Origin of the sequence: Bartonella sp. AA16NXGY (genome assembly GCF_042197325.1) — a bacterium.
GTDB lineage: Bacteria > Pseudomonadota > Alphaproteobacteria > Rhizobiales > Rhizobiaceae > Bartonella.
Genome location: NZ_JBHIRR010000002.1, coordinates 177,656 through 202,964, shown reverse-complemented (window position 1 = coordinate 202,964; position 25,309 = coordinate 177,656). Strand labels below are relative to the sequence as shown.

At 38.0% G+C, this 25,309-nt stretch carries 19 protein-coding genes and 1 pseudogene; 9 read left to right on the top strand and 11 right to left on the bottom strand.

The window, feature by feature from the left end:
• Positions 1–377 precede the first annotated feature (377 nt).
• Together rpsT and acnA are read right to left on the bottom strand one after the other, a co-directional pair.
• Positions 378–644, bottom strand: coding sequence for a 30S ribosomal protein S20 (gene rpsT, locus ACFINK_RS02200; protein ID WP_273790272.1), 267 nt, complete (start codon positions 642–644; stop codon positions 378–380).
• A gap of 237 nt (positions 645–881) precedes the next feature.
• Positions 882–3,569 (bottom strand): aconitate hydratase AcnA, encoded by a 2,688-nt coding sequence (gene acnA / locus ACFINK_RS02195; protein ID WP_375612829.1) that lies wholly within the window; start codon positions 3,567–3,569, stop codon positions 882–884.
• Between the two features lie 295 nt (positions 3,570–3,864).
• Between acnA and ccmA the strand changes: the two genes are divergently transcribed.
• The 4 genes from ccmA (at position 3,865) to ACFINK_RS02175 (ending at position 6,785) form a co-directional block, all read left to right on the top strand.
• On the top strand, positions 3,865–4,476 hold the full coding sequence (ccmA, locus tag ACFINK_RS02190) for a heme ABC exporter ATP-binding protein CcmA (RefSeq protein WP_375611428.1): 612 nt from the start codon (positions 3,865–3,867) through the stop codon (positions 4,474–4,476).
• An 11-nt stretch (positions 4,477–4,487) separates the two neighbouring features.
• On the top strand, positions 4,488–5,153 hold the full coding sequence (gene ccmB / locus ACFINK_RS02185) for a heme exporter protein CcmB (protein ID WP_375611427.1): 666 nt from the start codon (positions 4,488–4,490) through the stop codon (positions 5,151–5,153).
• Positions 5,154–5,199: 46 nt separating this feature from the next.
• On the top strand, positions 5,200–5,979 hold the full coding sequence (locus ACFINK_RS02180; RefSeq protein ID WP_375638163.1) for a heme ABC transporter permease: 780 nt from the start codon (positions 5,200–5,202) through the stop codon (positions 5,977–5,979).
• Positions 5,980–6,170: 191 nt separating this feature from the next.
• The gene (locus ACFINK_RS02175) at positions 6,171–6,785 is read left to right on the top strand and encodes a DsbE family thiol:disulfide interchange protein (protein WP_375630725.1); all 615 of its coding nucleotides are present in this window, start codon (positions 6,171–6,173) and stop codon (positions 6,783–6,785) included.
• Positions 6,786–7,627: 842 nt separating this feature from the next.
• Here ACFINK_RS02175 and ACFINK_RS02170 read toward each other — a convergent pair.
• Genes ACFINK_RS02170 through ACFINK_RS02160 form a run of 3 tightly spaced genes read right to left on the bottom strand, consistent with a single transcriptional unit; the run spans position 7,628 to position 10,812 of the window.
• Positions 7,628–8,629 carry an Hsp33 family molecular chaperone gene (locus ACFINK_RS02170; RefSeq protein WP_375611423.1) on the bottom strand — a complete coding sequence of 334 codons (1,002 nt, stop codon included), beginning with the start codon at positions 8,627–8,629 and terminating at the stop codon, positions 7,628–7,630.
• Positions 8,630–8,665: 36 nt separating this feature from the next.
• The gene (gene argF / locus ACFINK_RS02165) at positions 8,666–9,601 is read right to left on the bottom strand and encodes an ornithine carbamoyltransferase (protein WP_375611422.1); all 936 of its coding nucleotides are present in this window, start codon (positions 9,599–9,601) and stop codon (positions 8,666–8,668) included.
• Positions 9,598–10,812 carry an aspartate aminotransferase family protein gene (locus tag ACFINK_RS02160; RefSeq protein WP_375638179.1) on the bottom strand — a complete coding sequence of 405 codons (1,215 nt, stop codon included), beginning with the start codon at positions 10,810–10,812 and terminating at the stop codon, positions 9,598–9,600. The genes argF and ACFINK_RS02160 overlap by 4 nt, the downstream gene beginning before the upstream one ends.
• A gap of 490 nt (positions 10,813–11,302) precedes the next feature.
• On the opposite strand from ACFINK_RS02160, the gene ACFINK_RS02155 reads away from it, so the two are divergent.
• Together ACFINK_RS02155 and ACFINK_RS02150 are read left to right on the top strand one after the other, a co-directional pair.
• Positions 11,303–11,842, top strand: coding sequence for a GcrA family cell cycle regulator (locus tag ACFINK_RS02155; RefSeq protein WP_375612825.1), 540 nt, complete (start codon positions 11,303–11,305; stop codon positions 11,840–11,842).
• Between the two features lie 528 nt (positions 11,843–12,370).
• A pseudogene (locus tag ACFINK_RS02150) lies at positions 12,371–12,619 on the top strand (Arm DNA-binding domain-containing protein); the annotation flags it as partial.
• A gap of 135 nt (positions 12,620–12,754) precedes the next feature.
• Here the strand turns inward: ACFINK_RS02150 and ACFINK_RS02145 are convergent.
• Positions 12,755–13,345, bottom strand: coding sequence for a Smr/MutS family protein (locus ACFINK_RS02145; RefSeq protein ID WP_375611420.1), 591 nt, complete (start codon positions 13,343–13,345; stop codon positions 12,755–12,757).
• A gap of 52 nt (positions 13,346–13,397) precedes the next feature.
• The gene (locus ACFINK_RS02140) at positions 13,398–14,090 is read right to left on the bottom strand and encodes a Tim44/TimA family putative adaptor protein (protein ID WP_375612823.1); all 693 of its coding nucleotides are present in this window, start codon (positions 14,088–14,090) and stop codon (positions 13,398–13,400) included.
• A gap of 174 nt (positions 14,091–14,264) precedes the next feature.
• Here ACFINK_RS02140 and ACFINK_RS02135 point away from each other — a divergent pair, with 174 nt between their 5' ends.
• Both ACFINK_RS02135 and secB read left to right on the top strand, forming a co-directional pair.
• Positions 14,265–14,759, top strand: coding sequence for an FxsA family protein (locus ACFINK_RS02135; protein ID WP_375612822.1), 495 nt, complete (start codon positions 14,265–14,267; stop codon positions 14,757–14,759).
• A 142-nt stretch (positions 14,760–14,901) separates the two neighbouring features.
• Positions 14,902–15,378, top strand: coding sequence for a protein-export chaperone SecB (gene secB, locus ACFINK_RS02130; RefSeq protein ID WP_375611417.1), 477 nt, complete (start codon positions 14,902–14,904; stop codon positions 15,376–15,378).
• Between the two features lie 67 nt (positions 15,379–15,445).
• Here secB and ACFINK_RS02125 read toward each other — a convergent pair whose 3' ends face one another.
• Entirely contained in the window at positions 15,446–17,746 is a 2,301-nt protein-coding gene (locus tag ACFINK_RS02125) for an NADP-dependent malic enzyme (RefSeq protein WP_375611416.1), read from the bottom strand.
• A 195-nt stretch (positions 17,747–17,941) separates the two neighbouring features.
• On the opposite strand from ACFINK_RS02125, the gene mutS reads away from it, so the two are divergent.
• Complete coding sequence (mutS, locus tag ACFINK_RS02120) at positions 17,942–20,686, top strand: DNA mismatch repair protein MutS (RefSeq protein ID WP_375611415.1); 2,745 nt, start codon at positions 17,942–17,944, stop codon at positions 20,684–20,686.
• 1,031 nt (positions 20,687–21,717) lie between these two features.
• Here the strand turns inward: mutS and ilvD are convergent.
• The 3 genes from ilvD to ACFINK_RS02105 form a co-directional block, all read right to left on the bottom strand.
• Positions 21,718–23,556 carry a dihydroxy-acid dehydratase gene (ilvD, locus tag ACFINK_RS02115; RefSeq protein WP_375638162.1) on the bottom strand — a complete coding sequence of 613 codons (1,839 nt, stop codon included), beginning with the start codon at positions 23,554–23,556 and terminating at the stop codon, positions 21,718–21,720.
• Positions 23,557–24,527: 971 nt separating this feature from the next.
• A complete protein-coding gene (locus ACFINK_RS02110) occupies positions 24,528–24,779 on the bottom strand; it encodes a BQ00720 family protein (protein ID WP_012754519.1) in 252 nt (83 codons plus the stop codon).
• Positions 24,780–24,805: 26 nt separating this feature from the next.
• On the bottom strand, positions 24,806–25,237 hold the full coding sequence (locus ACFINK_RS02105; protein ID WP_375612819.1) for an Hsp20 family protein: 432 nt from the start codon (positions 25,235–25,237) through the stop codon (positions 24,806–24,808).
• Positions 25,238–25,309: the final 72 nt, after the last annotated feature.

Here is a 25,309-nt window from a genome sequence, read left to right as displayed (position 1 = left end):
AGTCTTCATAAGAACCATACAAAACAGCAGAGGTAAAATGCAAGAGGTCAAAATAAAATCAAAAAACCCGAAAAAAATGCTTATATTAATGAGGACTGAAAAAAATATTGATTCAATTCATTTTTTTTCTCTAAATTTACCAATAATTAAAGAATCTCTTCAGATTTAAAAAAAAAAATAAAATGCTTGACAAAAAAGACTCTGTACAAATCCACAAAGCTTGTGGATAACCATACCTCCCTCTATAAACTTTCTCTCCTTTTTCAAGTGGAGAATCATTATCGATTCTTATTTTCAATAGAAACTTTTGAAATAATAAACAAAAAGCCAGCATCCTCATGGATACTGGCTTTGTTCTCAATTAAAGGAGAAAAAGCTTAAACGCTGAGAGCCTTCAAACGTTTAGCTAAACGCGATACTTTCCTCGCAGCAGCATTTTTATGAAAAACCCCTTTAGAAACTGCACGCATAATTTCAGGCTCAAAATTCTTAAATGCAATCTCTGCAGATGCCTTATCGCCACCCGCTAAAGCATCATCAAACTTACGTATAAAAGTACGAACGCGTGAACGGCGGGCCTTATTAACCTGTGTGCGCGCCGCAACCTTGCGCACCGCTTTTCGAGCAGAAGGTGTATTCGCCATAAATATAATCTCTCTTTCAACACCTTGGTAAAATGAGTCTCAATAACAACTCTACCAATATAAATAAATCCAACCCAAGCAAAACTATAAAGCTGCCTATAACCGTGTGGATTATAGCGCAATCCTAAAGCTAACGTCAATTAGATTTTCAAAGATAGCCATAAAAAAACGAAGCCAAACTCTTTGATCCGCAACTTTATAGCTTAATAATAGATATTCCTTAACAAACAAAAGAATTTAAACGGCTAACTTACGCAAGACATATTGCAAAATTCCACCATGATGCAAATAATCTAGCTCATCTTCAGTATCAACACGGCATAATAATGGAACGGTTTTTACCGTACCATCAGAAAAAGTAATTTTCGCTACAGTCTTTTGACGAGGTTTCAAGTTATGAATCCCTTCAATTGTCACCTTTTCATCTCCCTTTAAGCCTAAAGATTTCCAACTTAGCCCCTCCTCAAAAACAAAAGGGACAATGCCCATACCAACAAGATTAGAGCGATGAATCCTTTCAAAAGACTGCACAATCACTGCTTTGACACCAAGAAGATTGGTCCCCTTGGCAGCCCAATCGCGGGATGATCCATTACCATATTCAATACCTGCAAAAACAACGAGTGGAATACCTTCTTGTTTATACGCCATTGCTGCATCGTAAATGGTTTGTTCTACCGCTGACGGATAATGAACCGTATAACCTCCTTCTCGACCATTTTCCCCTAACATGAAATTACGAATGCGAATATTGGCAAAGGTCCCACGCACCATAACTTCATGATTCCCACGACGCGTTCCATACTGATTAAAATCAGCCACTTTAACACCATGATCCATTAAATATTTTCCGGCAGGAGAAGCTGCTTTAATAGAACCAGCAGGAGAAATATGATCCGTCGTGATTTTATCACCAAATAAACCTAAAATCCGTGCATCTTTAATATCTGGTAAGATATCAGGTGTTTTCTGCATATCATCGAAATAAGGTGGATTGCGTACATAGGTGGATTGCTCATCCCAAGAATAGGTAGAACCCGTAGGAATCTGAACTTTTTGCCAATTTTCATCTCCCTTAAAAACATCTGCATACTTTTCGGCAAAAACCTTCCGCGTGACATTTTTTTCGATAAACTCCTGTATTTCTTGAGAAGTTGGCCAAATATCTCTCAAATAAATGGGGTGGCCATTTGAATCTTCACCTAGAGGCTCCTTGGTTAAATCTTTACACACCGTCCCGATGAGCGCATGTGCAACAACTAATGGTGGTGAAGCTAAATAATTCGCTTGCACATCAGGGGAAACACGCCCTTCAAAATTACGATTTCCTGAAAGAACCGCAGATGCAATTATACCATTGTCATTAATCGTTTTGGAAATAGCTGGATGCAAAGGACCAGAATTCCCAATACATGTTGTGCACCCAAATCCTACTAAGTTAAATCCTAATGCATCTAAATCTTTTTGCAGACCCGAATTTTGAAGGTAAGCTTCAACGACTTGTGAACCAGGTGCAAGAGAAGTTTTTACCCATGGTTTACTCTTAAGACCCTTTGCCACAGCATTTCGTGCCAAAAGACCCGCTGCAATAAGAACACTTGGATTCGATGTATTCGTACACGACGTAATCGCAGCGATCACCACATCACCGTGACCAAGCGTATATTCTTCACCCTCAACCTGATAACGCTTATCTTGTCCAGAAGTCTTCTTATAGTCTTCGACCAATGCCTTCTCAAAACCCTGCCCAACATTTTCCAATGCAATACGTCCTTCAGGACGTTTAGGACCAGCCATAGAAGGGACAACGGTTCCCATATCTAATTCAATTGTATCACTAAAAATGGGATGAGCCACCATTTCATCATGCCACATCCCTTGTGCTTTGGTGTAAGCCTCCACTAAGGCAATCCGACTTTCATCACGCCCTGTCATATTGAGATAACGCACTGTCTCCTTATCAATTGGAAAAAAACCACACGTTGCTCCATATTCAGGTGCCATATTTCCAATCGTTGCCCGATCAGCAAGCGTCATATGCTCCAAACCAGGACCAAAAAACTCAACAAATTTACCGACAACACCCTTCCGACGTAGCATTTGGGTCACCGTTAATACGAGATCGGTGGCTGTTACACCTTCCTTAAGTTTACCTGTTAGACGAAAACCAATCACTTCAGGTAACAACATAGAAACAGGTTGGCCTAACATTGCTGCTTCTGCTTCAATACCACCCACACCCCAACCTAAAACCCCTAAACCATTTACCATAGTCGTATGCGAATCAGTTCCCACACAGGTGTCAGGATAAATCGTCTCACAGCCCTCTTCATTCTTCATCCATACACATTGTGCTAAATATTCTAAGTTAACCTGATGACAAATCCCTGTTCCTGGAGGAACAACGCGAAAATTTTGAAAGGCTTGTTGCCCCCATTTAAGGAAACGATAGCGTTCACCATTGCGTTCATATTCATGCTCAACGTTTTCCTTAAAAGCCATGGAATTGCCAAAAGCATCAACAATAACTGAGTGATCAATGATGAGATCAACGGGAATGAGAGGATTAATTTTTTCAGCGTTACCGCCAAGTTTAACCATAGCATCACGCATTGCAGAAAGATCAACAACTGCTGGAACACCTGTAAAATCCTGCATAAGAACACGTGCAGGACGGTAAGCAATTTCTGCCCCAGCGCTCCCTTTGTCGTTTAACCACTTAGCAACATTGAAGATATCCTCTTTTTTAACTGTGCGACCATCTTCGAATCGCAATAAATTTTCGAGAATAACTTTCATCGAAAACGGTAAACGAGAAACACCTTCAAGTCCGTTCTTCTCCGCTTCAATCAAGCTATAATAAGTATATTCTTTGCCACCAACATTTAATACTCTACGACAATTAAAGCTATCAATTTGAGTCATGACTGTCCACCCTCATACTATAACCACCCAATTTCCAGGAATGAACAACACAAACTACGAGTCAAGGTCGCAGCTTGAGCGCAGACGCAATTACCTCCGCCATCCATTTCCCCCTCCACCCTCTAGGCATAATGCGGAAATCAGCGCCAGAAACCATTTTACACCAGATATTGATGTAAGGTATCCCTTATAGAACTATTTCTAGAACTATTCTAGGTACAATTGCATAAAAAATGTGTTTTTTATTCTATAATGCAATAAAGAATATGAAAATAAAAACAAAATAGGCAATCACATGGTGTTATCAGGCAAAGATTTAGCCGCTTACAGAAACGAGGAAATTCTGTTTCAAGGTCTTTCTTTTTGTTTATTTTCACAGCAACTTATGACAATCACCGGTCCTAATGGTATCGGAAAGTCTACATTACTCCGAATCATTGTCGGTCTTCTTGAGGCTGCTGAAGGTCATATAATACTTAAAGACCATGATCAAATATACCCTGTTGCAACTGCTTGTCATTATCTTGGTCCTCAAAATGCTATGAAACCTCTCTTATCTGTCATTGATAATTTGCAATTTTGGGCAGATTTTTACGGTCAACATTTACGTTTTGCGCATGAAGCTCTTGCCGATATTGGTCTTTCTAACCTTGAACATTTACCCTTTAACGCCCTGTCAACTGGACAACAAAGACGCGTAGCTATTGCGCGCCTTTTGCTCTCCTATCGTCCTCTTTGGATTTTAGATGAACCAATATCTGGGCTTGATAACCATGCTCAAAAACTCCTTGCTCGTATTTTCCAACGTCATCTCAATCAAGGAGGTATGATTATCGCTGCAACTCATAATTCCATAGGCATTCCAGAAAACCATAAAATCGCTCTGGAAAAATTTTTACCTCTCTAGGAGAGAATAAAATGAAAGCACTGTTCTGGCGTGATCTTAAACTATTATTAGCGCTACAAGCCACTTCACTAACAGGATTATTGTTTTTTATCGCTGTTGTTGTCATAACCCCCTTTGCCATTGGACCAGATCCCAAAACTCTTGCACAAATAGGACCAGGTATATTGTGGTTTGGAGCCCTTCTTGCAGGACTCCTCAATCTGAACAAACTTTTCCAAATCGATCGCGATGATGGTAATCTCGACCAATTTATCCTTTCAGGAAAAAGACAAAGTTTTACACTAATTGTCTTTACAAAATGTCTTGCCCATTGGGTAGGAACAATGCTTCCTCTTATTTTTGCCACACCTATTTTAGCCCTCATGCTCCATTTAGATGTAGTAATAACTTTTACAACAATACTTACCCTTTTATGCGGAACACCAGCTATTATTTTTATTGGTGCTATAGGCGCTGCACTCGCAACCTCATTGTTGCACAGTACTTTGCTTATTTTTATCATTATCTTGCCGTGGATCATTCCAATTATGATTTTTGGTGTTTCCGCTGCTACAGCCCCAATAAACCCAAATACCTCTTTTCTCACTTCTCTAGCTCTTCTCAGCGCTTTTTCACTTCTTTTGAGTCTCTTTAGCTCTTTTGTTGCTGCGATAACGCTTAAACTTTTATCAGAATAATAAAAGATGATTGCCGCATAGCAAAACTCTGCCTATTATGAATTTTATGAATAAACTATCTCGTACATATAAAATCAGGTTACTCCCTGCAAGTTTCACCCTTTTCATGAAAATAAGCAGAGTCGTCTTACCTTGGTTGGCCGGCATAACATTGTGTTTCCTTATCTTAGGGCTTATTCTAGTGATGCATTCCCCTGATGACTATCAACAAGGCATTACTGTTAAGATTATGTACCTTCATGTACCCTTTGCGTGGTTGTCTACATTCTGCTATGTAACGATGAGTGCAGCGGCATTAGGAAATCTGATTTGGAAATATCATCTTGCTGACGTGGCACTTAAATGTGGAGCGCCTATTGGGGCAATTTTTACCGCCTTGGCTCTCATGACAGGAGCACTTTGGGGGCGACCTACATGGGGAACATGGTGGGTCTGGGATGCACGGTTAACATCAGTTTTAATTCTGCTTTTTATCTATCTCTCCATTATCCTGCTTGGGCGTGCTTTTGACAACCAAGTAAAAGCCGCTCGTGCGACTGCAATTCTTACACTTGTTGGATTTGTTAATATCCCTGTTATTAAATTTTCCGTTAATTGGTGGAATACATTGCATCAACCAGCATCATTGTTACGTGCTGGAGGATCAACAATCGACAATGCTATGTTATGGCCCCTTATAACAATGCTCTTTTGTTTTATCTTTATGTTTATTGTGCTTTATTTGATGGCTATGCGAAATGAAATCAATCGTCATTATATCCGAATACTTCAGATTAAAAAATCCCGTCGTGCACAACAACAGGACGCTTCATCATGCTCGACCTAAATGGCATCCACAGCGGACTTTTAGGAAATCTATCTCAGAAAATTGATTTTTTCCTTAGCACCCTTAAACACGAGCAAATTGTTGTTTTAAGCTATGTGCTTTCTGCAATATCCCTCTTATGTCTTATTGGATATATTCTTTGCAAAGCTCTATACCAAAAAAAAATTCTCCAACAACTAAACAAAAAAGAGCTGTCACAAAAAGAAAAGTATAATGAAAAACATCCCTCCAAACTTAAAAAAAATATATCTTTGCCTGTTCTGCTTGTTTTTTTTGGACCATTTGTTCTTTTTCTTCTTCTCATGGTGCTTTTTTTCAACTTTATGGATAAAAAACACCTTCAAGATTCTTCTCTTCTCCCAAACGCATTGGCTGAAAAACCTGCTCCCAATATTCATCTTCCTCTTCTTGATAAAGAAAGTTATCTCAATTCAAAACAGTTTAAAGGACGTGTCACATTGGTCAATTTTTGGGGCTCTTGGTGTCTGCCCTGTCGCGAAGAACATCCTATTCTTATGCAAATTGCACAAGATAAACGTTTTGATCTGATTGGTATTAATTATAAAGATAATAAAACAAACGCTCTGCGTTTTTTAAACAGTTTTGGTAATCCTTTTAAATTTATTGGCTTTGATGTTTCAGGATATACAGCCATTGATTGGGGAATATATGGCCCCCCAGAAACCTTTCTCTTGAATAAAGAGAGCATCATTATTGCCAAACATGTTGGTCCCTTAACATGGCAAATTTATCAAAAAAAAATTCTACCAAAAATTGAACAAGCGATTATGACAGAAGAAAAATAAAATAATGCAGGTTTGTAAAAACATAACGTTTTATCATGCTATGTATGCTATTTTATTTATACGGACCCGCATTCTTCTTAGAAAAATTTTACAAGAGTATTACCATTGTTGATTCAAAAACATGTGTAAAGAAATATCTGTGTAGGAGCTTTATTTTTGATTACTTGGACAAAAACAATATTGCTATAGAACCATCGTTAGATTAGTGACAGCAACCAACTATTATTTTCAAAGTCATATAGGTCTTCGCTTTTTATCTAAAATGCACATTGTTATGAGGGGACTTCACCACTATTCTCATCTTTTTTATAAAATAACAAACCCGTTCCTTCGCAGCGTCATTGTTATATTTATTCCCATTACACTATCTGTTCGTAATAGACTCTATAAAGTCCATATTGAGTCTATACATTCTTATTCTATCGATAATTTCTCTTATGATTATAACTAATGAGCTTTTTTGACTCTTAATAAGATAAATTCGAGTAAGAAAATATGACTACAATCAAAAAATCTCATTTAACAGAGAAGATAAGTTATGAATACATAATCAATCTATCAATGAACATTATAAAAGAATTCATTGTAAGAAATAAACTTTTGAGATGTAAAAAGTACAAAAGAAGCTTTTTCGAGAGGAGAAAATATATTTTACAGAGAACTCTTTTTTAAGCACTCTATGACGTAATTACCGATCTCAACAGAACGATCACTCGTATACACTAAAAAAACTCTAAGACAAGAAATATTCTAGAAGTTCATATGAGCTTATGCGTAAACTTTTATGACGCAAATAAAATAGGCTTTTGTTGCAATCATCATTTTTTATGAAAAATATTTGATTATGTTTTTTCTTCTAAAAATTCTTGCGGTGTAAAACAATATGTTTTTGAGCAAAATTCACATGTGACTGAAATATATTTATTTTTAACCATTTTATTGCGTTCATCAATAGAAAAGCCTTCTAGGATTCCTTTAATTTTTTCGTGTGAACAAGAACATTGATCGACAAGAGAAAAAGGGTTAAAAACTCTAATACCTTGTTCATGAAAAAGACGGAACAAGAGCTGTTTACTACCGACTTGGGGATCTGTTAATTCTGAACTTTCAATCGTTGCCATGAGTATTTTAGCTTCCTGCCATTGGTTATCCAATTGGGTATGAGTTTTCGTTTCTTCTCGCTTTTGATGAGGGGCATCTATTTTATGATGAGACGATTCTTGGGGTAAAAGTTGGATCAAAATACCTCCAGCTCGCCAGCTTTTCTGCTGTTTTCCTTGTTGGTCACGATTAATTAATATAGCAACAGCCAGACGGATATCGGTAGGAATTTGTTCTGATTGATCAAAATAAATACGAGAAGCTTCTTGTAAATTTGATCCATCTAATGCAACTATCCCTTGATAGGGTTGCATATGGGGACCTTGATCAATTGTGAAAGCTAAAGTGCCTTTTCCTAAAAGTGTTTCTGAAGAGGTTTGACCATTGTCTATGGCTTGTTTAAGCTGTTCTTTATCAAAACGAGCGTATCCACGTAAACTTGAAGGAGGCAAAAAATCGCACACCAACATATTAACTGGTCCATCGGAATGAGTTTGTAAAATAAATTTTCCCGTAAGTTTTAGAGAAGTTCCAAACAGAACCGTTAAAAGTAAAGCTTCTGCTAGAAGATAAGAAACCGGTTCAGGGTATTGATGTCTGTTAAGAATAGAATTTAAAGTTTCCCCAAGTTGTACGGCACGTCCACGGATATCAAGTTCTTCAACTTGAAAGGGAATAACACTATCATCTTCATGCAAGAAGTTGTTGTTGAGAGAGGCTTCATCTTTAGCTTGTTCACTCATAGCTTTGCCTTTTTTATATAATTTGTTGTAGGGAGGCTATTGTGGAGAGAAAAACGCATCTTGTAAACACCAAGAAAGAATTGCTTTTTGAGCATGAAGACGATTTTCAGCCTCATCGAAAACAACGGAGTGCGGTCCATCAATCACAGAATCAACCACTTCTTCACCACGATGAGCAGGAAGACAATGCATAAAAAGAGCATCAGATTTTGCTAATTTCATGAGAGATTCATTGACTTGATAAGGCTGAAAAATAGAATGACTGCGAGCACGAAATTCTTGTCCCATGGAGACCCATGTATCGGTCATAATACAATCAGCATCTTGAGCCGCTTTTTGAGGATCATGGGTTAGCATAAGATGTGCTCCCCGCTCACGTGCCCAATGTACAAATTGTTCCTGTGGTTCACTGCCCTTTGGTGTGGCAATACGCAAATGAAAACCAAAAAGAGCTGCAGCTTCAATTAAGGAATGAAGCACATTATTACCATCCCCCATCCACGCAAATATTTTGCTAGCAATTGGCCCCCGATGCTCCTCATAGGTTAAGATATCTGCTAGAATTTGGCAAGGATGTGTATCATCTGTAAGGGCATTAATGACAGGAATTTGTGCATATTGTGCCAATTCGAGCATACGTTGGTGTTTCGTTGTTCGCAATATCACGATATCCACAAAACGGGATAAAACGCGCGCCGTATCAGCTATGGTTTCACTATGACCAAGTTGCATCTCTGAACCCGTGAGCATGATTGTATCTCCGCCAAGCTGGCGCATACTGATATCGAATGAAATACGGGTTCGTGTGGATGGTTTTTCAAAAATCATCGCAAGTGTTTTACCTATAAAAGGTTTTGAACCTTTTCCTGCTTTAAAAGATGCTTTAAGGATCTTTGCATAATCGATCAGTGCACGTGCTATTGCTGGCGTTAAAATGGATAAGTCCGTGAAATGACGAAGAGCATTTGTCATGTGTGTGATATTTGTCTTTCTTTGTTTACTTGTGAAAGATACGCTATTGCTTTTTCAATACGATGTAAACTTTCATCTATTTCTTCTTCCCTAATGATAAGAGGAGGCAATAAGCGCACAACGTTGTTGTTGGCTGCAACGCTTAAGAGATATTCATTTTCCAAAGCATTAACGACAAGATTTGAAGGTACAATACACTGAATACCCAACATAAGCCCCATCCCCTGAACTGCGCAGATAATATCAGGATAGATATTGAGAATGTGCAAAAGCCCACTTTTTAGTTTATCACCCATGCGCTGAACATGGATGAGAAAACTTGGCTCTAACAAAACATCAAGAATACTATTTCCTACAGCCATTCCAAGCAAATTTCCTCCAAAGGTTGATCCATGCGTTCCAAGTATCATACTTTTTGCAACTTTATCCGTTGCAAGGCAAGCGCCCAATGGAAATCCACCTCCTAGTCCTTTTGCGAGGGTAAGAATATCAGGCGTGACATCACTCCATTCATAAGCAAAAAGCTTTCCTGTTCGTCCCATGCCCGTTTGCACTTCATCCAAAATCAACAACAGACCATTATCATCGCATATTTTACGCAAAAACCTTAAATATTCATGAGAAACCGTTCGTATTCCTCCTTCTCCTTGAATAGGTTCAATAAGAATAGCGGCGGTATTTTTATTAATAGCGTTACGCAAAGCGATTTCATCACAAAAAGGTACTTGAATAAATCCACCAGCTTTAGGTCCAAAGCCTTCAAGATACTTTTCATGCCCAGTCGCAGCAAGTGCAGCAAGTGTACGTCCATGAAATGCCCCTTCAAAAGTAATTATTTCAATGCGTGCTGAATGACCAGTAGCATAGTAATAATGACGTGCCGTTTTGAATGCGCACTCCAATGCTTCAGTGCCTGAATTGCAGAAAAAAACCTTATCCGCAAAACTATTTGCACAAAGCCGCGTGGCAAAAGATGCTTGTTCAGGAGATTGAAAAATATTAGAAACATGCCAAAGTTTTTCAGCTTGTATCTTGAGCGTATCAACCAATTTTGGATGTGAATATCCTAATGCATTAACAGCAATGCCAGATGTGAAATCAAGATAATGGTCTCCTTTATCGGAAATAAGCCATACACCATGCCCCTGTTCAAAATGCAAATTTCGTCTTGCGAAGCATTCATAAAGTGGTTGTATAGAGACGGCATCCATCATAATTCCCTTTATATTTTAGTCTTTTCAATATATATATATACAAAGCAACACTACAAATAAAACAGCATGGTATATTTCGTTACGGTGCTTTCAACATTTCATTACGATTAGTGATTACACCTATAGAATAGATCATTACACCAATTGAAAAAAAGTCAATGAAGGTTCTACAAATAAGCATTTTGGGAAAAAGCCTTAAACAAAAGTGAAAGTTTAACCTATGATTGATTTGCAAGTTGGGGAAAACATTCTAAATAAACTCTTTAAGAGGTAAAGACTCTTGTCATAGAGTGAGTGCATATTGTAATTTACAATATAATAAGCAAGATGATGTGTTTTGATTTGTAAATCCACAGGTTGGATGATTTTTTTATGCTCACGTAGAGTGTAAAGTTCTTTCATTCAGCGTAATGAAAACATTATTTAAACATTTGAAGATGCAACGGGGGAGAGCATCTTAGTGACGTAATCGGAATGGAGTGCTGGTATGGGTTGGACATGTGAACGCGTTGAGCTTCTTAAAAAGCTTTGGAGTGAAGGGTTAAGTGCAAGTCAAATTGCTGCTCAATTGGGTGGGGTCAGCAGAAATGCAGTCATCGGCAAAGTACATCGATTAAAGTTACCAGGACGTGGTAAGACAGCACAAGGAAGCACCACGCGTGCGCAAAAAACTCCCGTGGGAAGTAGCAGCCCATCATCTCCACGTGTGCGTCGCAACACATCCACGGTATCGCCAATAAACACATCATCTGTAAGTATTGAAGAAACCGCTTTAAAGACAGAATTTGTAGTGGAAGATGTAAAAGAAGTTGATATGTCCACAAAATCCAATGTAGTTGTGCCTATATCACGTCAACTTAATCTTCTACAATTGAGTGAAAATACATGTAGATGGCCGGTTGGCGATCCATTATCAGCAGATTTTCATTTTTGTGGTGCAGATTCTGATGAAAATAGCCCCTATTGTGCCTTTCATGCTAAGCTAGCATTTCAACCAATATCTGAAAGACGTCGGATAAGAGTGTAATATCCTCAATTGAATCTCGTATTCTACGCCTTCTGCGCTTCGCTATTAAATTTTAATTATCGAATTATTATGAGAAAGAAATTTAATGGAGCTTTTAATGAATGAAAAAATTTCTTCATGAAACTATTCAACGAAACTGTATCTTTTGGTGCTATTGCGCAGCTGTGTGTTGTAAAGTTATATTCCTGTTTATTTTCACAATTTTCTTTAATTTAGTTGTACTGCTTTTAACACTATCCATAGCGACATCTTTTGAATAAGCTAGTTTCTCAATTTCTCATGTTTTTATGCTTCGTGTATTTAATAGAGTAATGCTGTGGTTTATAAAAATAATTTATCGCTTTGCAACCTGAATGAGATCCATTTATATCTCTCTCATTTTAAGTCCTCTTATATTGAATCAATCAAAATCTTTTGTTTGGGCGTCACGAGCGAGATGAGAACTGTGGAGAGTTAAAAACACTTAAAGAAAGGCATGCCTCTTATAAATGCTTTCAAGTGCCAAGGACTTAAAGGGTTGTTGCAACATTGGGAGATGGCAAAGTGTACGATGATGCCAGATTGCCCTTTTATTAAGTATAAAGATAGGGGGTGCTTCATGGATTTATCATTATACTCTTCACGGATGCCGTCGCAAAATAGGCTTGGGAGCGTTGAGAGATGTTTCTTTAAAACAAGCCTGTGAATACATGCAATTCAATGTCATTCTGTTTTGCGTGAGGGATGTGCCCCGTTAAAGAATGCGATAAACAAAAGCGTGAAGCAATACGTAGAATGTAAAATAATATCTTTATAATTTTTTATAAAAAATTATAAAGAAGGGAATATTGTATTCAAGGCTCTTACGAAATATACAAAAACAATAAATTATAAGTATAAATAAATATAAAATCTAGAGCGACCACAATAACATCACTTTCCTTCTCCCGACACAAAACGGCGCAACCAAACATAAAGCGCACCTTCTCCGCCATGCTGACGCGCTGCTTGCTCAAACGCGTGGACATAATATCGAAAAGCTGGTGTTGATAACCAATACGGAACAAATCTATACAAAGCTCCATCGCTCCCAACGGATCGTCCTTTTCCTGTAATCACAAGGACATAACGCAATCCTCTCTGCTGAGAGGACTGTAGAAATTTTTTTAAGAAAAAATAAGCTTCTTCCTGCATATAACCATGGAGATCAAGACGCGCCTCAAGAGGACAACGACCTTGGGAAATTTTACGATATGCAACATGATCAAAGAAATGAATCTTTTGTGCTTGTGTAACTGACCTCTTTTCTCTTTTAATAATTGTCGAGGGTTGTTGATTTTCCTGAGACAATGAGGAGATTTGAGTTACAGGCTGTTTTTTATCATTAATATTTGCAATAGTTTCTGAAGCAGAAGAGAGCATCTTACCGTGAAGCGGTGTTATCGTACGACAAACCATCTCCCATAAAAGACGATCTTGTGAAGCCAATAAATCTCTTTTTTGTCTCCATTTACTTGAGGACATTTTAATTTCTCATAAATCATTGAATGCTTATGGAAGAAAAACAAAAAGTATTTTAATTTTCATTTTCTGTAGCAAAAAGCTTCCAGTTGGGATCTGACGATAAACTATTGCGAACAAAAGTCCAAATATCCCTGATTTCTACAATAGCATCAGGATCACCGTCTATACGCTCGCCCTGTTCATTATAAGTAACAGAAATCATCTCACTGACAATACGTATCGTTAAAAGTTCATCTTTTTCTTGTATTGCCGCCGCAACAAATTCGGCCTTATTAATTCCAACAAAAGTGAATTCTATTCTTTCTTTATTTTTTTCTCGTTGCTCAATAGCCATACAAAAGCTCTCAAAAACATCCTGACAAAGCAAGCTTTTAAGTTGATTGCGATCACCTTTGGCAAAAGCTGTTACAATCATTTCATACGCAATTTGTGCACCTTTTATAAAAAGTTGAGGAGAAAAATGAGGATCAATTCTATGAAATTCCCGCAAATTTTTATTCAAAACACTCCCCTCCGGTGAAATTTTATCAATTTCACTAAAGTCGTCTTTTTGTGAATTTTTCTGATGAGGGAACGAAACAATATTATCAGCCGTTTCTGCTTCAACTTGTTTTTTAGAACGTCGTGAATAAGGATCAAAGGGTGGCTTTTCAAACCCAATTCGTTTCCCTAATACATTACGGAGTTGCACAAAAATAACAACCATAACAACAAGAGCTATGACAAGTATAACGTCAAATTCCATAGGCGCTATCAATCTCCAAAGCTTAAGTCTCTAATAAACATTGCAGTCAATACCATTTATCAATAAATATGTAAAATAAGGAATCTTATCATTCAAATATTTTTATAGATTTTGTATTTAAACGGAGTTCTCTTAAGAATTTCTTCCCCTACTCATCTAGAAGGAAACTTTCATGTGATAAAACTTTATTCTATAAATCCTCGTTTTTTTGTTGTTATCTTTCTTTGCATTCTTTTAATCGAGATTGCTGGTTTTATCTTTGTTGGTCAAGAAATTGGTATTTTGGCAACCTTGAGCTTGGTTATTCTCACAACCATAGTTGGGGTTGTTTTATTGCGAATTCAAGGGATTAGCCTCTTAAAAAATATACAAAATGAACTTATCCAAGGACGCACATTAGAGAATAATATTATTAATGATGCTTTCATCATGTTTAGTGCAATTTTACTTATTCTTCCCGGCTTTGTAACTGACCTCTTGGGAATATTACTTCTTATTAAACCAATTCGCTCTGTTGCTTGGCATTTCTTTGCATCATTAAAAAACAAAATGAATCCCAATACTAAAAGAAAAAATGACTCTGAAAAAATAATTGATCTAAAAGCAGAAGATTACACAATTCATGATACGACAGAATCTCCATGGCGCAAAAATGATGATAACCATTGAAATACCTAAAAAATCTGTAACAAACTAAAAAAATATTCAAGATAAAGAGCGCATTTCTTGCAACCTTTTGCAAGGCGTGATAACCAATCTGGTCTTTAGATCTAAAATAAATATACATATTATAATGGAAGAGGTTTGTCGTATGGCCGAAGATGAAATGAATAACAGTGGTGGAGAGCCGGTTTTTGCTGTATTAACTCAATATTTAAAAGATTTATCATTCGAAAACCCTGGTGCTCCTCGTTCATTACGTGCACGTGAAAAATCACCACAAATTGATATCAATATTAACGTCAATGCTAACCCAATTGGTGATGACAATTATGATGTCGTTTTGTCTCTCTCCGTCAAAGCCAATGATGAAACTGAAACCTTATTTCATGTAGAACTTATTTACGGTGGTGTTTTCCACCTTAAAAACATTCCACAAGAACATGTTATGCCACTGGTCTTTATTGAATGTCCCCGTCTTTTATTTCCATTTGCTCGCCAAATTATATCTGATGCTACTCAAAGTGGTGGTTTTCCACCTTTGTGGATTGATCCTATTGATTTTGCAGCACTCTTCCAAAAGCGTCTTTCTGAAGAGCAAAAAGACAATCAAATACAGCCCTCTTAAAAAATTTATTTTTTTGCTATCAAAAAGCCCCTTGATATATTATTGGTATATTAGGGGCTTTTTTCCTTTAGACGACTTTTGCGGCATGATAAGCCGCAAGCATTGCAATATTGACAACATCTGTATCGCTCCCACTAAACGGTACAATTTGGACAGATTTTTCCAATCCAATTAAAATAGGACCAATGATAGTTGCTTCACCGAGTTCTTGTAACATTTTGCTTGCAATGGAAGATGCGTGATATCCAGGCATAACCAAAATGTTAGCAGGCTCCGTTAATCCCATAAATGGATATTGCTGCATCAATTTGGAATTGAGCGCCACATCAGCGCTTATTTCTCCATCAAACTCAAAATCAACCTTGCGTTCGTGCAAAATATTAATTGCATCCTGAATTTGCTGCGTCGTCTGCCCTTTCATGTAGCCAAACGTAGAAAATGCTAAAAATGCTACCCGTGGTTGATACCCAAATCCACGTACAAACGAAGCTGTTTGTTCCGCTATATCAGCAAATTCTTCAGCATTAGGATTTTCATAAACAGCTGTATCGGCAATAAACACAGTTCGGCCACGGCAAATGGCCATTGAAATACCAATCAATCGTTCTTTTGGTTTTTCATCAATTGCCCGACGTATATCGATCAACGCTGTTTCATAATTGCGTGTCACCCCTGTAACCATTGCATCAGCATCTCCTAGTGCCACCATACACGCAGCAAAATAATTGCGATCATTATTGATACGACGATGACAGTCACGCAACAGCCAGCCTTGACGCTGCATCTTTTTATAAAGATAATTCGCATAAGCATCTGTACGGCAAGAAAGCTTGGCATTTATAATAGAAATACCTTCACGCTCCAAATCAATTCCAGCGATAACAGCTGCTTCTCTTATTTGCTCTTCCCGACCAACCAAAATCGCTTGTCCTAATTTTTGATGAACATAAGAAACGGCTGCCCGCATAACTTGTTCTTCTTCACCTTCTGCAAAAACAATTTGTTTTGGCGCTTGACGAACGTGGTTATAAACCCCACGCATTATCGAAGAAGTAGGATCACGCCTCGCATTTAAATCACGCTCATAGGCCTCTAAATCATCTATGTTCTTTTGTGCAACACCGCTTTCCATTGCTGCTTTTGCTACCGCTATTGAAACAACTGTGAACAAACGCGGATCAAAAGGAACGGGAATGATATAATTAGGACCAAATTTTAATCGCTTTCCACGATAAGCTTCTGCAACGCTGTCAGGTACTTCCTCATGCGCTAAATCGGCAAGAGCCCTTGCCGCAGCAATCTTCATGTCTTCATTAATAACTGTTGCACGCACATCAAGCGCACCACGAAATATATAAGGAAAACAGAGAACATTATTAATCTGATTTGGATAATCGGAACGCCCTGTTGCAACAATAGCATCATGACGCACTTGCATAACCTCTTCCGGTGTAATTTCTGGATCGGGATTGGCCATAGCAAAAATGATCGGCTGCGGCGCCATGGATTTTACCATTTCAGGGGTAAGAGCACCTTTAGCAGAAACCCCGAAAAATATATCTGCTCCTTCCATTGCTTCCATAAGCGTACGTTTATCCGTTTGAATAGCATGCGCAGATTTCCACTGATTCATTCCCTCTTTACGACCTTCATAGACCACACCCTTTGTATCACATAATATGATATTTTCAGAACGAAAGCCCATTGCTTTAATCAGTTCAATACAAGCAATCCCAGCAGAACCAGCACCATTACAGACTAACCGCGTATTTTGCATATCGCGCCCTGTTAAAGTCAAAGCATTGAGAACACCCGCAGCAACAATAATCGCTGTACCATGTTGATCATCGTGAAAAACAGGAATATTCATCACCTCGCGTAGGCGGCTTTCAATCATAAAGCACTCAGGTGCCTTAATGTCTTCAAGATTGATTCCACCAAAAGAAGGTTCTAAATGACGCACCAAATTGATAAAACTTTCCGTATCATTTATATCAATTTCTAAATCAATGGAATCAATATCCGCAAAACGCTTAAACAGCACTGCTTTGCCTTCCATGACCGGCTTAGAGGCAAGTGCACCTAAATTGCCTAACCCTAAAATAGCGGTTCCATTTGAAATAACAGCAACAAGATTACCTTTTGCTGTATAATCATAAGCTAGCGCTGGATTTTGAGCAATTGCCTTAACTGGAACGGCAACACCTGGTGAATAAGCAAGTGCTAAATCATGCTGTGTTGCCATAGACTTTGTTGCAATAATCTCAAGCTTTCCTGGTCGACCACGACTATGAAAATCTAGAGCTTCTCTTTCGCTCGCACTGTAAACAGTTTGAGACATTTTCTGATCCTGCTCGCTCTTTTTCATCTCACTTTATTTTCTCCAAAAACAGTGTAAATTTTGCTTGATAATGCGTATAGTCATTAAATTTGATTCATATATTAGAAATCGCTATTCTTGCCTTAGCAAATCTGATGATGCGTTGCAATTTAGAGATAAATAGATATTGAAGTAAACAAAAAAGAGTAAAAACTTCACTTAAAGGAAACAGGCCTCGTACAAATGGATAAAAAAAACAATCATAAAAATAATTTAATTCCACAGCCTGCCTCCCCATCTGCTTCCTCTCAAGAACGTCTTACACCTATGATGGAGCAGTACATAGAAATCAAAGCCGTCCATCATGATTCCCTTCTCTTTTACCGAATGGGGGATTTTTATGAATTATTTTTTAATGATGCGATTGAAGCTGCTCAGGCTTTAGGAATCACACTCACAGCACGCGGAAAACATTTAGGACAAGATATTCCTATGTGTGGTGTTCCCGTTCATGCTGCAGATGATTATTTACAAAAACTGATTGCTTGTGGTTACCGAGTTGCTGTTTGTGAACAAATAGAAGATCCTGCTGAAGCAAAAAAACGTGGCTCAAAATCTGTTGTTCGGCGTGATGTTGTTCGTCTTGTAACACCTGGAACAATAACAGAAGAAAAACTCCTTGATCCAACACGCGCAAATTATTTGATGACACTTTCCCGTATAAAAACTAGCGATGGAGAGGAATTTGCTCTTTCTTGGATTGATATCTCAACAGGCATATTTCGTGTAACAGAGAGCCGCCAAGAAAAACTTTTAGCAGATATTATGCGTGTGGATCCACAAGAAATCATTGTTTCTGATTCATTTTTTCATGATAAATCTCACAAGTCACTTTTTAGTGTTCTTGATCGTATCGTTTCACCTCAACCTGCTTGTCTCTTTGATGCACTCACCGCTGAACGCGATATTTGCAATTATTTTAAACTCTCAACTCTTGAAGGCGTTGCCGATTATTCACGCTGTGAACTCTCTGCAATTGTAGCTGCTATTCGTTATATCGAAAAAACACAAATCACGCATCGCCCTCCCCTCATGCAGCCTGAACGCCAAAATGAAAGTGCAACTCTTTTTATTGATGCCGCAACCAGACTAAGCCTTGAACTTATTCGAACGACATCAGGTCAACGGGATGGAAGTTTATTAAAAGCTATTGATCGCACTGTAACAGGAGGAGGATCACGCCTTCTTATTGACCGCCTTATTGCTCCCCTCACCACTCCTTCAGCTATTGATACGCGTTTGGATTCTATCGATTTTTTTCTACGTAATCCTTCTCTTGCAGAAGCGATAAAGCTTATTTTAAAGGGGGGACCAGATATGCCCCGCGCCGTTTCACGTTTGGCTCTTGGACGAGGAGGTCCCCGTGATATGGCGACAATCCAGCGTGGCTTTGAAATCATTCGTGAATTGCATCAACTTCTTGATAATGAGCTTCTGCCTCAAGAAATAAGTGATGTACAACAGGTGTTCTCAAACTTACCCACAGCGTTATACTTTCATTTAGAACAAGCATTAGCTGATGATCTCCCACTCCTTAAACGTGATGGTGGTTTTATTCGTTCCAATTATCATAAAGAGCTCGATGAAATGCGTGCTTTACGTGATGAATCTCGCCGTGTCATTGCTGAACTTCAAGCGCAATATGCCCAAAAAACAGATATTAAGACGCTTAAAATAAAGCATAATAATATTCTAGGTTATTTCATTGAAGTAACCAGTACACAAGCATCTGCTCTTACAAATAATCCAGAAGCTAAAGCAAGTTTTATTCATCGGCAAACAATGGCAAACGCTATGCGTTTTACGACAACAGAGCTTGCTGACCTTGAAAGCCGTATTGCCCATGCTGCCAATCACGCATTGACACTTGAACTAGAGATTTTTGATATTCTCGTTCATGAAATTACCGAACAAGTTGATTTTATTCGTAAAGCCTCTGAAGCACTTGCTATTTTAGATGTCTCTGTCGCTTTAGCATATCTTGCTGAAGAACAAGGATATTGCCGCCCTAAAATTGATCTTTCACTTACCTTTCGCATTACAGCAGGACGCCATCCTGTCGTCGAGCAAGCACTCCGCAAACAAGCAGCAGAACCTTTTATTGCCAATAATTGTGATCTCTCTGTGCAAGAAAATCAGCAATATGCAGCAATCTGGCTGTTGACAGGGCCTAATATGGGAGGAAAATCAACTTTTTTGCGGCAAAATGCTCTTATTGCTATTATGGCGCAAATGGGGTCCTTCGTTCCAGCAACTTCAGCACATATTGGTGTCGTTGATCGCCTATTTAGTCGCGTTGGGGCTTCCGATGATCTTGCACGAGGGCGCTCAACCTTTATGATGGAAATGGTTGAAACAGCAACGATTCTCAATCATGCTAGCCACCATTCCCTTGTTATTCTTGATGAAATAGGACGTGGAACATCAACCTTTGATGGACTTTCTATTGCTTGGGCTGCTGTTGAATATCTCCATGAAGTTAACCATTGTCGTGCTATTCTTGCTACCCATTTTCATGAAATGACTGCACTTACCGAAAAACTTGACAGACTGCATAATGTAACCATGAAAGTCAAAAATTGGGATGGTGATGTAGTTTTTCTTCATGAGGTCACACCAGGAGCCGCTGACCGTTCCTATGGTGTACAAGTCGCAAAGCTTGCTGGACTTCCCCCAGCCGTTATTACACGAGCAACAGATGTACTCCATCAATTAGAACAAGGCGAAATGGCTGGAAAAGGACATAAACTCATTGATGATTTACCTCTCTTTTCTCTTAAAGCAACATCTCCCGTCAATGAAGAAAGAAACAAACATTGTGTTCTTCACGAAGCTTTAAAAAATATCCATCCCGATGAACTCTCTCCTAAACAAGCTTTAGAAGCAATTTACCACCTCAAACAGCTTGAAAAGAGTAACCCTTTATAGAAAACAGATGTTATTTTTTATTAAAAAACCTTCTTAATAGGAGATAACGTAACCATTTTTGATATACCACAGCATAAACAGTTATTTATCGTATTCCCATCGCTTTTCTACATAATATATTTTGATAAGTGTAATTGCCTATAGGCAAAACCCTATGCATTATATTTCATATTTCCTTAGATCAATATTGGCCCGTATACACAAAATTGGTCAATATCGACTATTTTTACAAGATAGTCGTTTTTTGTAAAGATTGTCATGAAATCTCCTCCACCTTGCAAATACGCCATATTTAGTGAATTATGCTTTTTCATGATCGATATTATTGTTATCATAGCAACATTTCTAGTTTAAAGCTGTTGGTGTTGAAATACCATCCCATTTTGCATAATAAATTCATGGATAATGGGTCTCGCATTTTCTTCACATTTTAAGTTATAAAGAGCTCTTTTACTGTTTTCATATGAAACATATAATCAGATATATCACAGCTGTACTTTATTTTCATAAACATCCTTCAACTCCTTCCCACACCTTAATGGATAAGGATTTTCATTCGAATCAAGTCTGCAAATAGTCCAGCTTCTAACGGATTTTCCTTGACTTCCTAATCATGTGCTTCTCTTAAACTCAAAGCTTTACAAACAAGTCTAAGAATATTCACCACACACTAAAAACACACTTAATATTTAAGGAAGATGCCGTATATCACAGCTCTAAATGACAGTGTTTTTACGGTACAACAAGATAATGCCACCAGTACAATAAATATCTTTCATAAATTATGAGTAATAAGAAATCATAATCTCATATAAGATTGGAATATGATATGAAAAGTAATTATACTGTATCTGTCTTACATAGCTGCTAAAATAAGCAATCTACCGCAGTTTTTAGTTGTATTGATAGCTTTTTAATCATACTCATCATGACTCGAAATATTCTGATAAGTTCATAAACTCATAAAATAATTAGCTTAGAATATCGTGCAAAAGATGCAAAAAATCAGAGCACTATCTCTATTCAACTCATCAAATATTACGTACTGCACCCTTTGCAGCAGATGTGGTCATCGCTGCATAGGCTTTGAGAGCCTTTGAAACTTTACGCTGACGCTTCTCAATCGGTTGCCAAGCGCCTTTTCCTTTTGCTTCCATCTTAGAACGGCGCTGGTTCATCTCAACGTCATCCACCAACATATGAATTCTACGATTTGGAATATCAATTTCTATGATATCCCCCTCTTCCACCAACGCAATTTCTCCTCCTTCAGCAGCTTCTGGTGAAATATGTCCTATTGAGAGCCCTGAACTTCCACCTGAAAAACGTCCATCTGTAACAAGTGCACAAACCTTGCCTAATCCTTTAGATTTGAGATAACTCGTTGGATAAAGCATTTCTTGCATTCCAGGTCCACCACGTGGGCCTTCATAACGGATTAAAACAATTTCACCTATTTTAATCTTATCAGTTAATATAGCTGAAACAGCTGAATCTTGGCTTTCAAAAATTCTTGCCGGACCTTTAAAAGTTAAAATTGATTGATCAACGCCTGCTGTTTTTACAATGCAGCCATCTTTTGCAAGATTCCCATAAAGAACTGCCAATCCTCCATCTTGTGAATATGCGTGTTCCCTATCGCGAATCACACCTTTTTCACGATCAAGGTCAAGGGTCTCATAGCGACAAGATTGACTAAAAGCTGTCTGTGTTGGAATACCACCTGGAGCGGCACGATAAAATGCATGAACTGTTGGCTCATTAGTTTGCTTTACATCCCAGCGGTAAAGAGCTTCTTTCATTGTTTTTGCGTGAACCGTATAAGTTGATGTATCAATGAGTCCTGCCGCATCCAGTTCACCTAAAAGCCCCATAATACCACCAGCGCGATGAACATCTTCCATATGTACATTTGCAACAGCAGGAGCAACCTTACATAAAACAGGAACACAACGTGAAAGATGATCAATATCCGTCATGGTAAAATCCACCTCACCTTCTTGCGCTGCAGCTAAAAGATGCAGTACTGTATTGGTTGATCCCCCCATGGCAATATCAACGGTCATTGCATTTTCAAAAGCCTTGCGTGAAGCAATAGAGCGCGGCAAAACTGTTTCATCATCTTCTTCATAATAACGTTTAACCAATGCAACAATCTGTTTTCCAGCTTCTTCAAAAAGCATTCGTCGATCTGCATGTGTTGCTAACATTGATCCATTTCCGGGAAGAGAAAGCCCCAATGCTTCCGTTAAGCAATTCATAGAATTGGCCGTAAACATTCCTGAACAAGAACCACATGTAGGACAAGCAGCACGCTCCATTTCAGCAACTTCTTCTTCTGAATTTTGTTCTGAAGCTGCTGCAACCATGGCATCGACCAAATCAACCGTTAGATCTTGATCCTTCCATTTAATCTTACCTGCTTCCATAGGACCGCCTGAAACAAAGATTGTCGGAATATTCAACCGTAAAGCAGCCATTAACATACCAGGTGTAATTTTGTCACAATTAGAAATACAAACAAGTGCATCTGCACAGTGTGCATTAACCATATACTCTACAGAATCAGCAATGATTTCACGTGAGGGCAACGAATAGAGCATTCCATCGTGCCCCATCGCAATTCCATCATCTACAGCAATGGTATTAAATTCTTTCGCAACACCACCGGCAACTGCTATCTGTTGTGCGACTAATTGCCCAAGATCTTTTAAATGAACATGCCCTGGTACAAATTGTGTAAAAGAATTCGCAATCGCAATAATGGGTTTACCAAAATCAGTATCTTTCATCCCTGTTGCACGCCAAAGTCCGCGGGCTCCTGCCATATTACGCCCGTGGGTTGATATTCTTGAACGGTAAGAAGGCATTATTTTTTTCCCCTCAAATAATTCCATTTTGCTTGTTGTGCTGTAACTTCATTATAAAAACAAGAGCTTTAATATTCAAAAGAGAAAAATACCTTGTACTGCGGCATTTGAAGCACAAAATTAAAAGCTCTGCATAAACTTTTTCATAAAGCCTTTGTTTTTTATTACCTGTTAATCAACATCTAATCCCTGTGCAAGTCCACGTTTGAGACAAATATCAAAACGCTTCAGTATGACACGAACTGTTCCAGATTTTTGTATGCCAGATTTGGTTAGCATATTGCATCTATCTGTTTGCGTAATTTCTGGAATTGGAAAGAATATAAAGAAATCGTGATAAAAATCTATCATCTCCTTATAATTCAGCTTTACACCTTTCAAACGCATTCATAAAAATATCTTTTAAATAATGATGACGCATTATCTCATGCTTTTGTTTTTACACTCTTCAATAGAGCTACTCCCCTCAGGAAGAACAAAACACACCAAACAAAATACACTTGTATAGCCTCTATACTCATTTTAAAGAGACATCTTTCAATGCACTCGAGCCCATTTCACGATAGCGCCTATGAATGGTATAACAGCCCCCGTGAATAATATAAATCTATAAGGGACATCTTCACACTTATGAAGAAGAAAACTGACACCATCATACATTTTTTTATCCCCATATCGTGAACGTCCTTGGTAATTGAGACAATTAAAAAGAGATATTTTTATTCCTTTCTTCAAGTGTTTTTATCCACATGGCTCTCCCTGCTTATGACATCAAGCAAGTGACTTTAATTGTTTCAATATAAGAAGATCTCAAATGAGAGAACCTTATGATATTCGGGACTCTCATTCCAGTTGTAAAAAATTAATTATGAATATAAATCAATACTTAATCTCATTATAACTCACATTACACCCTTTACGAAAAAACAGATAGAATTTATAAAGAGTACAGCTTTTTCTCGTAAGGTAATCTAGTGCAGAGTTACAATTTGTAGTTCATGCTCATTGGCTCCAGCAAGGGCGATAGAACGCTCATCGGATAAAATGATAGGATAACCTGTTTCACCAAAGAGAGCCCATATCGTAATGCCTGGGGTCATCGGTGGAAGATCTGGAAAGTTTTTAGCCAGATCATCTGTACAAACTTTTTTTAAATAGGCAATCTGTCCCGCATCAGAGTAGGATGTGTTCTGAAACGACAAGTTTTGTTTGTGTTCTCCCATTTCACTGTTCCTTTACGCCTTAACTTTTATGACTCACCACTACTGACTTTAATTGGAATCTGTTTTATTTCTTTTTTTAATTTTGGTTGATACAGATTAATTGATAAAAGACCATTTTTCAACTCTGCATTTGTAACATGCATCCCTTCCGCGAGAACAAAGGTTCGCTGGAATTGTCGCGCAGCTATACCGCGATATAAATATTGATGATTTTGGTTGTCTGTTTGTTTACCATGAATAACCAATTGATTATCATCGAGTAAAATATTAAGATGGTTAATCTTAAATCCAGCAACAGCCAAAGTTATCCGGATATGATTTGCATCATCACTTTTATGCAAACGTTCAATATTATAGGCTGGGTAAGCCTCATCAGCTTTACCGATACGTTGCAATATTTTTTCTACGGTTTCAAACCCTAAAAGAAAAGGATTGGAGAAAGGCGTCACATGTGTCATTCATGAGTATCCTCTTTAAAACGGCTTTACTTGACCAAACTCTATAAAAGTGTTCGCTGCACTCCTCTCATA